This window comes from Amycolatopsis jejuensis (assembly GCF_000717335.1).
Lineage (GTDB): Bacteria > Actinomycetota > Actinomycetes > Mycobacteriales > Pseudonocardiaceae > Amycolatopsis > Amycolatopsis jejuensis.
The window spans coordinates 70,229-80,169 of sequence record NZ_JNYZ01000018.1 but is presented as its reverse complement, the minus strand read 5'-3'; the positions used below and the strand labels follow the sequence as shown (position 1 = coordinate 80,169).

Annotated in this window: 10 protein-coding genes; 4 read left to right on the top strand and 6 right to left on the bottom strand. The window is 70.8% G+C overall.

What is annotated here, in order from left to right:
- Window positions 1-78 precede the first annotated feature (78 nt).
- Entirely contained in the window at window positions 79-1,488 is a 1,410-nt protein-coding gene (locus OO71_RS24595) for a Dyp-type peroxidase (RefSeq protein WP_033292237.1), read from the top strand.
- A gap of 44 nt (window positions 1,489-1,532) precedes the next feature.
- Here OO71_RS24595 and OO71_RS24590 read toward each other — a convergent pair whose 3' ends face one another.
- Genes OO71_RS24590 through OO71_RS24575 form a run of 4 tightly spaced genes read right to left on the bottom strand, consistent with a single transcriptional unit; the run spans window position 1,533 to window position 5,267 of the window.
- A complete protein-coding gene (locus tag OO71_RS24590) occupies window positions 1,533-1,928 on the bottom strand; it encodes a tautomerase family protein (protein ID WP_033292236.1) in 396 nt (131 codons plus the stop codon).
- A gap of 18 nt (window positions 1,929-1,946) precedes the next feature.
- Window positions 1,947-3,242: an amidase gene (locus tag OO71_RS24585; RefSeq protein WP_033292235.1), complete on the bottom strand. Its 1,296-nt coding sequence runs from the start codon at window positions 3,240-3,242 to the stop codon at window positions 1,947-1,949.
- Window positions 3,239-4,360 carry a hypothetical protein gene (locus OO71_RS24580; protein ID WP_051792071.1) on the bottom strand — a complete coding sequence of 374 codons (1,122 nt, stop codon included), beginning with the start codon at window positions 4,358-4,360 and terminating at the stop codon, window positions 3,239-3,241. Before OO71_RS24580 ends, OO71_RS24585 begins: the two co-directional genes overlap by 4 nt.
- A 4-nt stretch (window positions 4,361-4,364) precedes the next feature.
- On the bottom strand, window positions 4,365-5,267 hold the full coding sequence (locus OO71_RS24575; protein WP_033292234.1) for a nitrilase family protein: 903 nt from the start codon (window positions 5,265-5,267) through the stop codon (window positions 4,365-4,367).
- 169 nt (window positions 5,268-5,436) lie between these two features.
- Between OO71_RS24575 and OO71_RS24570 the strand changes: the two genes are divergently transcribed.
- Entirely contained in the window at window positions 5,437-5,847 is a 411-nt protein-coding gene (locus OO71_RS24570; RefSeq protein ID WP_425388701.1) for a winged helix-turn-helix transcriptional regulator, read from the top strand.
- Here the strand turns inward: OO71_RS24570 and OO71_RS24565 are convergent.
- Together OO71_RS24565 and OO71_RS24560 are read right to left on the bottom strand one after the other, a co-directional pair.
- A complete protein-coding gene (locus OO71_RS24565; RefSeq protein ID WP_033292232.1) occupies window positions 5,844-7,322 on the bottom strand; it encodes a cobyric acid synthase in 1,479 nt (492 codons plus the stop codon). The two genes, OO71_RS24570 and OO71_RS24565, sit on opposite strands and share 4 nt — an antisense overlap.
- A complete protein-coding gene (locus OO71_RS24560) occupies window positions 7,319-8,257 on the bottom strand; it encodes a cobalamin biosynthesis protein (protein ID WP_033292231.1) in 939 nt (312 codons plus the stop codon). Before OO71_RS24560 ends, OO71_RS24565 begins: the two co-directional genes overlap by 4 nt.
- 36 nt (window positions 8,258-8,293) lie before the next feature.
- Between OO71_RS24560 and OO71_RS24555 the strand changes: the two genes are divergently transcribed.
- Entirely contained in the window at window positions 8,294-8,899 is a 606-nt protein-coding gene (locus OO71_RS24555) for a bifunctional adenosylcobinamide kinase/adenosylcobinamide-phosphate guanylyltransferase (protein WP_033292230.1), read from the top strand.
- Window positions 8,900-8,909: 10 nt separating this feature from the next.
- Window positions 8,910-9,923: a nicotinate-nucleotide--dimethylbenzimidazole phosphoribosyltransferase gene (gene cobT / locus OO71_RS24550; RefSeq protein ID WP_033292229.1), complete on the top strand. Its 1,014-nt coding sequence runs from the start codon at window positions 8,910-8,912 to the stop codon at window positions 9,921-9,923.
- The last annotated feature ends 18 nt before the right edge of the window (window positions 9,924-9,941 follow it).

Here is a 9,941-nt window from a genome sequence, read left to right as displayed (position 1 = left end):
GAATCCTTCGGTCTACTCAGCGCGACCTCCTCTCCGACAGAAGCCGCGCGTGGCGGCTTCGGGGAGGAAACACCGGTCATGGCTGTCGACCTCACGACCACGCTGTCCTGGACCACCGCGAACGGCGACGCCGCCGCGATGCTCGACCAGCTCCAGCCCAACATCGTCAAAGCGCACGTCCGCGACCATTTCTCGGCGCTGTTCCTGTCCTTCGGCGATGCCGGCGAGGCGAAGGCTTTCCTTGCCGCGCTGGCGAATCAGCACCTGAAGTCCGCGCGAACGCACCTCGAGGAAATCAGCGCGTTCAAGACGTCCGGGACCCGGGGGACGCCGTACGTCGGGGTCGGGCTCACCGCTGCCGGGTACGCCGTGCTGGGCGTCGCGCAAACGCCGCCGGACGAAGCCTTCGTGCGCGGCATGGGGTCCCCGCAGACGCGCGCGAAGCTCGCCGACCCGCCGCGGTCCACCTTCGATCCCGGGTACCACCAGGCGATCCACGCGGTGGTGATGATCGGTGACGCGTCCGACGGCGCAGCGACCGCCTGCCGCAACGACGTCCTCGCGCTGCTTCCGGATTCCGTAACCGTGCTGGCCGAGGAAACCGGATCCGGCCGCACCAACGGCCGCGGAGAAGGGATCGAGCACTTCGGGTATGTCGACGGGCGGAGCCAGCCGCTGTTCCTCGCCGAGGACCTCGACGCCGAACGCAACGGCACCGACGGCACCGACGTCTGGGATCCCGCGGCGCCGCTCGGGCAGGTGCTGGTGCCGGACCCGGCCGCGCCGGACCCGTCGATCCACTTCGGCAGCTACCTGGTGTTCCGGAAGCTGGAGCAGAACGTCCGCCGCTTCAAGCAGGCCGAGTCCGACCTCGCCGACGCGCTCGGCCTCACCGGCGACGACCGTGAACGGGCCGGAGCCATGATCATCGGCCGGTTCGAGGACGGCACCCCGCTCACCCTCCAGCGCGAGGAGGGCGCGGAAAGCCCGGTACCGAACAACTTCACCTACGGCAGCGACGCGGACGGCGCGAAATGCCCGTTCCAAGCGCACATCCGCAAGACGAACCCGCGCGGCAGCGGCGGTGCCGAGGACCCCGCCGACGAGCGCAAGCACCTGATGGCCCGCCGCGGCGTCACGTACGGCGAACGCGCCGACGACCCGACCGCCGATCTGCCGCCGTCCGCCCGTCCGTCCGGCGGGGTGGGGCTGCTGTTCATGGCGTTCAACTCGGTGCTGGGCAACCAGTTCGAGTTCACCCAGACGCTGTGGGCGAACAACCCGGGCTTCCCGATCGTGCCGGGCACCAAGCCCGGCCTTGACCCGGTGATCGCCCAGGGTTCGCGCGAACCGGCCGGAAACGTCACGACCTGGGGTGACCCGACCGGCACGCCGATCACCGCCGACCCGGTGCCGCAAGCCGTGACGCTCAAGGGCGGCGAGTACTTCTTCGCCCCGTCACTGGCTTTCCTGCGCGGGCTGGCCTGACCCGGCTCTCGTGCGGGGTTCGTGCCGGAACCCCGCACGAGGGTTCAGCGCCGTTCGTCCCCGGTCCAGTCGGTGTTGAACCCGGCCAGGTGCGGGTGGTACATCTCGTCGCCCGCGTGCTGGGTGAATTCGACCTTCACCCACAGCGCGTCCAGGGCGAACAGTTCGACGCACGCGTCGATCAGCGCTTGCGCGAGGCGGGCGCGGGTCGGTACCGGCCGTCCGCTGCGGATGTCGCACATGATGAGCGCCGACGGGGTCGGGGGCGCGCCGTCGTGACACCGCCACACCCCGCCCTCGCCGAGGTCGTGCACGGACACGGTGAGGAGGTCCTTGCCGACCTGCATGATCTCCCCGTAGATTTCGCCCACTCGCTGGGCGAGCTGCTGTTTCTCGGCAGGCGGGAGGCGCAGTGGCAGATCGATCTGGATGGATGGCACCGGGATTTCCCTTTCTGGTCAGGCTGTTTCCACTGCCTGCGCGGCAGCGAAGAGGAGATGTTCCTTGCCCGGGGCGGAGATGAGCTGTACCCCGGTCGGCAGCCCGTCCTGGCGGGCGGCCGGAACGCTGATCGCCGGGACTCCGGTCAGGTTCCACGGGAACGTCAGGGAAAGCAGGGCCGAGCGGACCTCGAGGCCGGTGCCCGGCACCCGGCGTTCCCCGAGCTTCGGGGCCACGAACGGAACAGTGGGGAGAGCGAGAATGTCGTTTACCTGCAACAGATCCTCGACAAAAGTGCGCAATTCCCGGCGTACCACGTCCGCTTGCGCGTAGCTCGCGATGGTCACCTTGCGGCCGTTGTCGAGCCGTGCGAAGACCTCGTCGTCGATCAGGTCGCGGTCCTGGTCCAGGTGGTGCGCGTGCACGTCGAACGCTTCCTTGCCCTGCAACGTGGTGAACACCTCGAAGAGGTTCCCCGGGAATTCCGCTACTTTCTCGGGCGACAACCCCGCCCGTACCACGAGGTCGTACGTCGACTCTTCAATGCGCGGGTCGCAGGGCGCGAGGTCACTGGCCCAGCCGACCCGGATCCCGCGGACGTCGGGCAGTGGCTGCACGGGCTGGTCGGTCACCGCCTCGTAACCCAGCAGGGTGTCGCCGACGGAACCGGCGAAGAGGCCGACGTGGTCGAGTGTGGGGGCCAGCGGGTACACGCCCGAGCTGGGAATGGCGTCGAACGCGGGCTTGAACCCGACCGTTCCGCACAGCGCCGCCGGTACGCGCACGGAACCCGCGGTATCCGTACCCAGCGACAACGGAACCATTCCCGACGCCACAGCCACCGCGCTCCCCCCGCTGCTGCCGCCGGACATCCGGCCGGGGTCGTGCGGATTCCGCGACGGGCCGTGCACCGAACGGTCACCCGTTGCGCCGTAGGCGAACTCGTGCAAGGTGGTCTTCCCGACGATGATCGCGCCGCGTTCCCGCAGCCGGGCGACGACCTCGGCGTCGCGCAGGGCCCGAGCGCCGGACGACGTCGCCGACCCGCAGGTGGTCGGCACGCCCGCCACGTCGATCAGGTCTTTGACCGCAACCGGAATGCCGTGCAGCGGGCCGCGGTCGATTCCGGACGCCAGTTCGGCGTCCGCCTGCCGCGCCGCTTCGGTTGCACCGTTCTCGTCGACGAGGGCGAACGCGTTGAGGACGGGGTTGCGCTCCCGTACTGCCCGAATGGCGTCCGCGGTCAGTTCAGCCGCGGAGATCTCCTGACGGCGCAAAGCTTTTCCGAGCTCGGTGATACTTGGCCGGGTCATGTGGACATCCCTGGGACGAGGTGGAGTGACGGCACGATCACCGCCGTGGCAACGCTCATCGAGAACACATTCCCGACGAACGGGTGGAAGCCCGCAGGCAACCGACGAGAAACCGCAGCAGCGAGAGGCGGACCGGCGAGTGCCCCCGCGAGTGCACCGACCACAATGGACAGGAGGCTGCCGTCGAAGGCCAGCACGGCTGCCGGGGCGACGGACACCACGGGCACGAAAGTCGGGTAGAAACCCAGCGCCCGCCACTTGCGCCGCCAGATCAGCACCCCGGCGAGCGCGGTGATGACCTGGCTCGCCAGCACGGCCGGGAACAGGCCGGTGCCGTAGACGAGTGACGATGGGCTGACCAGGTACGCGGCGATCGCGCCCACGAGCATGGCGCCGCTCGCCCATTCGTTGCCGAAGAACTGTGCTTCGCTGAAGTCGGCGAGTGCCCGGCGGAGCACCCACCAGCGCGACGTCGGGCGCGCAGGGGCTTCGGTGGTCCGCCATGCGCCGGGCGGCGGCATCCACGGCAGGAACCGGCAGCCCGCGAACGCCACCGCCGCGCCGATCCACATGCCTGCCGTGGCGCCGACGACCGGTGGCAGCTGCGCCGGTCCGCAGACGTACTCCACCACGAGGATCGACGCCGGTGGGGTCACCAATGCGCCGGAAACGGCGGCGGTGGCACAGACCCGGAGCGTGGGTCCATAAAGGACGACCATGGCGGGCGCCGTGGCGACCAGTGGCACGAAGAGGGGTTGCCATTGGCCGGTGTGCAGCGTCCAGCCCCAGGCCAGGATGCCGAGGACCAGGCTCGCCAGCGCGGTACCGGCCACCGCAGGCCAGATTCCGGTGCCGCAAGCCTGTACGAAGCCTGCCCACCGGCGCGAATTCCGTTGTGCCGCATGGGCGAACAAGCCGCCGAGGAACAGACCCGCACCGGCGGACGCGACGGCGTAGAACTGCGGTTCGGTCAGTGCGGAGACCAGCCACGACGCCAAGCCGCGGTAGTTGCCGTCCCATGCCTGGCCCGCGGCGACGGCGACGATCACGACTGCGACGGTGGCCCACGTGACGATGCGCGAGACGGGAACGCCCCCGTTGGCGTTCGAGGTCGCCATGGCGTCAGCGGGGCAGCGGCGCGGCGCCGCGGTAGCCGAGCATCTGGTCGTACAGATCGGTGCGGCGGTCGCGGTGCAGGTCGTTGAGCTGGTTCCAGATCGGGGCCGTGCGGGCAGCGGTGAGGTCGACGTCGGCGTAAATGATGGTGTCCTCGTCCGGACCGGCGATGCGGTCGATGGGCCAGCCGTTCGTACCCGCGATGAGGGAGTTGCCCATGAAGCCCGCGCCGCGTTCCTGGCCGATGCGGTCCGCGGTGGCGATGAAGACGTTGTTCGCGTGGGCCGCCGTCATGGTCAGGTACGCGGCCATGCACACGCCGCTCGCGTCGTAGAGCGGAGGCGGCGTCCAGACCCAGCCGGTGGGGATGCAGATGATGTCCGCGCCCATCTGCGCGACGATCCTGGCCGTTTCGGGGAACCAGATGTCCCAGCACACCAGCAGCCCGATCCGGCCGATCCGGGTGTCGAAGACCCGGAAGCCCTCGTCGCCGGGGGTGAACCACAGCTTTTCGGTGTTCCACAGGTGGGTCTTGCGGTAGCGGCCGAGGTACCCGTCCGGGCCGACGAGGACTGCCGTGTCGAACAGCTGCTGCCCGTCCTGCTCGACGATGCAGCCGACGACGTACACGTCACGCTCCGCGGCGAACCGGGCGAACGCCTCGACGGTCGGCCCGTCCGGGACTGCTTCGGCGTGCGCGAAGGCTTCCTCGCGGGTCTCGAAGACGTACCCCGTGGTGGACAGCTCGGGCAGGACGACGAGCTGGGCGCCGCCGTCCGCGGCCGCCGCCAGCCGCTGCTCCACTGCGACGGCGTTGGCCTTGAGGTTCTCCACGCCCACCCGGGGCTCGAACTGGGCGACCGCGACCCGGACCGGGCTGACCCGGGTGTGCTGCGTTTCTTCCGTCATGACCGCTCCTCGGTGCCGGGAATTCTGGTTTCACTTTGAAACCATGGGTGGCAACCTTAGAGCGATGTGGTCTAAAATTGCAACCACCTTCGGAAGCGGTTTCCGGGCGAACGGACAGGGGGACCTGATGGGGACGCGGGGCGTGAGCCACCGGGACGCGGAATGTCCGGTGGCGAGGACCGTCGACGTGATCGGTGACCGGTGGTCACTGCTGATCGTGCGGGACGTCCTCGACGGGATCCACCGGTTCAGCGAGCTGCAGCGCAACCTGGGGCTGGCGAAGAACATCCTGGCGACCCGGCTGCGGGAGCTGGTGAACCAGGGCATCCTGGAGCTCGTCCCCGCCGCCGACGGCTCCGCCTACCAGGAGTACGCGCTCACCGGCCGGGGCCGCGAGCTGTTCACGGTGATCGTGGCGCTCCGCAAATGGGGCGAACACCACCTCTTCGCCGAGGACGAGCGCCATTCGGACCTGCTGGAGATCACCAGCAGGCAACCGGTGGAACTGCACGTGACGAACGCGGCCGGACAACCGGTCACTGCCGAGGATGCCTTCGTGCGCAAGGTATCCGAGGGCTAGGGCGCGCCGGGTGGGACGAACGGCAGCCCGCCCGGGGCGCCTGCTTCCACGAGCGCCCGCAGGGTCGTGGTGTCCACTTCGGACTCGATGGCGTCGGCGAGCCGGTCCAGCATGTCCTCGCGCAGGTCGGCGAAACCGGGCGCGTTTGCGGCCGGCTGCCAAGTGATCCCGGCCTGGGCGGCGATTTCGCTCAGCCAGGCGCGGCGGAAGCCGTCGTTTTCCAGCGCGCCGTGCCAGGTCGTACCCCAGATCGCGCCTACCTGGTAACCGTCCAGGAACGGCTCCGCGTCGGCCGGAGCGGCGGAGCCGTGGTGGATTTCGTAAGCGTCCACCCGGTGTCCGCGCCAGCTGCCGACCGGGCGGCCGAGCACTTTGTCCCCGGCGAACGTCACGCGGGTCGGCAGCAAGCCCAGCCCCTCGACGACCCCGGCGCCGGACTCCACGTCGTCCTCAATGGACTCCGCCAGCATTTGATACCCACCGCAAATCCCCAGCACCGGCCGTTTTTCGGCGGCACGCGCGACGACCGCATCCGCGAGGCCGCGCGCGCGAAGCCACCGTAGATCGTCCACAGTGGCCCGTGAACCGGGCAGCACGACGAGGTCCGCGGCCGCAACGGTGTCCGGATCAGCGGTCAGGCTGACGGTGACGCCGGGTTCGGCGGCGAGCGCGTCGACGTCGGTCGCGTTGGAAGCCCGCGGGAACCGCACGACCGCGACGTGCAGACCGCCTTGCCCGGCTTCGCGGCGCCACCCGGCCGCGGCGAGCGCGTCTTCGGAGTCGATCCACACCCGATCCAGCCACGGCAGTACACCCAGCACGGGGCGGCCGGTGACCTTCTCGAGACTGTCCAATCCGGACCGCAGCAGGCCGACGTCCCCGCGGAATTTGTTCACCAGCCATCCCGCGACGAGTGTCTGGTCCTCCGCCGAAAGCAGCGCGAGGGTGCCGAACATCGCGGCGAGCACGCCACCGCGGTCGATGTCGCCGACCACCAGCACGGGCAGGGAAAACCGTCGCGCCAGGCCCATGTTCACGTAGTCCCCGGCACGCAGGTTGATCTCGGCGGGACTGCCTGCGCCCTCGCACACCACGACGTCGAACCGCTGCTGCAAGTCCGCGAACGCGGCGAAGGCGATCTCGGCGAGCCCGGCGCGTCCGGTGGCGTACTCCCCCGCTTCGAGCGTGCCGAACGGCTTGCCGAGCGCGACGACGTGACTCCGCCGATCACTCCCCGGCTTGAGCAGCACGGGGTTCATCGCGGCCTCGGGCTCCACGCGGGCCGCCCGCGCCTGTACCCACTGCGCACGGCCGATCTCCGCGCCGTCCACACAGACCATCGAGTTGTTCGACATGTTCTGCGCCTTGAACGGCGCCACCCGCACCCCGCGCCGGGCGAGCCACCGGCAGATCCCGGCGGTGACGAGGCTTTTCCCGGCGTCGGAGGTGGTACCGGCGACCAGCAGACCACTCATCGCGCCACCGCGATCCCCGCCGCCACCACCAGCGCGGCCGCGCCCACCAGCCGCGACAGCCGCACTGCGCGGCGCAGCTCCCCCGGACCCGGCGCCCGGCCGTCGCCCAGCGTGCCGCGGCGTTCGACCTCGCCGTGATACGTGTTCGTGCCGCCGAGCCGGAGGTCGAGGGCCCCGGCGAACGCGGCCTCCACCTGACCGGCGTTCGGGCTCGGATGCGCCCGCCCGTCGCGCCGCCAGGTACGCCATGCTTTGCGGGCGTGCCCACCGGCCAGCGGCGCGGTCAGCACGGTGAGCACCGCGCCGGCTCGCGCCGGGACAAGGTTCACCCAATCGTCGGTGCGAGCGGCGAACCAGCCGAAATTGCGGTGGCGTGGCGAGCGGTAGCCGACCATGGCGTCCAAAGTGTTCACCGCGCGGTACCCGAGCAGCCCGGGCATCCCAGCGACGGCGCCCCAGAGCAGCGGCGCGACCACGGCGTCGGAGGTGTTCTCGGCAATCGACTCGGTGGCGGCGCGGGTGAGGTCGGCGGCGCCGAGGCCGGTCGCGTCGCGGGCGCAGAGGTGGCCGAGCCGCTGCCGGGCGGCCGGAAGGTCACCCGATTCGAGTAACTGCGCCATCTTCCGGCCCTCCGCCGCGAGCCCGCGGCCGCCGAGGACCGTCCACGTCGCGAGAGCGGTCAGGACAAAACGGACAGCCGGGCGGTGCCGCGTCGCTGCCTCCGCGGCCAGGCCGAGCCCCGCGACGGTACCCGCGCAGACCGTCGCATACCGCGCACCCCGGGGTTTGGAATCGGCCCACCAGCGGCGTTCGAGCAGGCCGGCGGCGGTGCCGAAGAGCGCGACGGGATGTCCGCGGCGGGGGTCGCCGAAGCACGCGTCGGCCGCGTATCCGGCAATCAGCCCGGCTGCGGTGGCGGCTTCTCGGAGTGGCACGTGGCGAACCGTAGCGCGCGGGAGAGAATGCCGGGTATGACCAAGCTGACGCACCGGCTCGCCGGGTCTCTCGAAACCCTGGCACGCACTCTCCGCCGGTACGGACGCGACGACGGCAAGGTGCTGGTCCTCGGCGGGGTCCGCTCGGGGAAGTCGAGGCACGCGGAGCGGCTCGTCGCGCATCATCCCCACCTCGTGTACGTCGCCCCCGGGCTGCCGCCGTCCGCGGACGACCCGGAGTGGGCCGCCCGCGTCGAGGCGCACCGGGCGCGCCGCCCGCACCACTGGACCACGGTCGAGACCACCGACCTGGCCACCGTGCTGCGCTCGGCGACGAGCCCGATGCTCATCGACTGCCTGGGCACGTGGCTGTCGCGGGTCCTCGACGAGGTCGGCGCGTGGACCGCCAAGCCGGGCTGGGAACAGCGGCTCGACGACCGTCTCGAGGATTTTCTCGCCGCCTGGAGCCAGGCGCGGGTGCCGGTGGTGGCCGTGAGCAACGAGGTCGGCAGCGGTGTGGTACCCGCAACGGTGTCCGGACGGCTGTTCCGTGATGTGCTGGGCGCACTCAACAACCGGGTGTCCGCCGAAAGCGATCGGGTGTCACTCATCGTGGCCGGACGGGCGCTCGACCTTCCGTGAGGAGTTCGCCGTGCCGCGTTTCGCCATCCCCACCCCGGACGCCGCCGCCCACGCCGCCGCGCTCGAACGGCTCGACGGCCTGGTCAAGCCGCTCGGCTCACTGGGCCGGCTGGAGGAACTGGCCGCCTGGCTGAGCGCGGCACACGGCACGGTCCCGCCGCACCCGCTCGACGACGTGCGCGTGGTCGTCTTCGCCGGTGACCACGGGGTGTCGGCGCAGTCGGCGTACCCACGCGAGGTCACGGCGGCAATGGTGCGCGTGTTCCTGGCCGGACGCAGCGGCGTGACGGTGCTGGCCGCACAGGTCGGGGCGCGCGTGCGGGTGGCCGACATCGCGGTCGACTGGGACGCTTCGGACATACCGCCCGAGGTCACCGCACACAAGATCCGCCGCGGGTCAGGCGCCATCGACGTCGAGGACGCCCTCGCGCCCGGCGAAGCATTCGCCGCCTTCGAAGCGGGCCGCGCGATTGCCGCCGAGGAGGCAGGAGCGGACGTCCTCATCCCGGGCGACATGGGCATCGGCAACACGACGGTGTGCGCCGCGGTCGTGGCATCGACGCTGGGCCTCCCGGCAGCCGAGGTAGTCGGCACGGGCACCGGCGTTTCGGGCGACGCACTGGATCGGAAGACGGCCGTTGTTGCTGCAGCGCTGACCCGTTTTGCCGGTACGGACCCGTTCGACCGGTTGACGGCTCTGGGCAGCGCCTGCCTGGCCGCCACGGCGGGGTTCTTGGTGGAGGCGGCAACCCGGCGCACCCCGGTCCTGCTGGACGGCATCTTCTCGGCAACGGCAGCGCTGGTCGCCCGGGACATCGCGCCAGGCGCGGAACGGTGGTGGCTGGCGGGGCACCGGTCGACGGAACCGGCGCAGGCGTTTGCGCTGAAAGCCCTTGGGCTGACGCCGATTCTGGACCTGGGGTTGCGGCTGGGCGAGGGCAGTGGCGCGGTGCAGGCAGTGCCGACGCTGAGGGCGGCACGCGCGGTTATCGCGGAGATGGGTTTGCTGGCGGACCTGGCGTGACCCGAGGGTTTGCCGGGG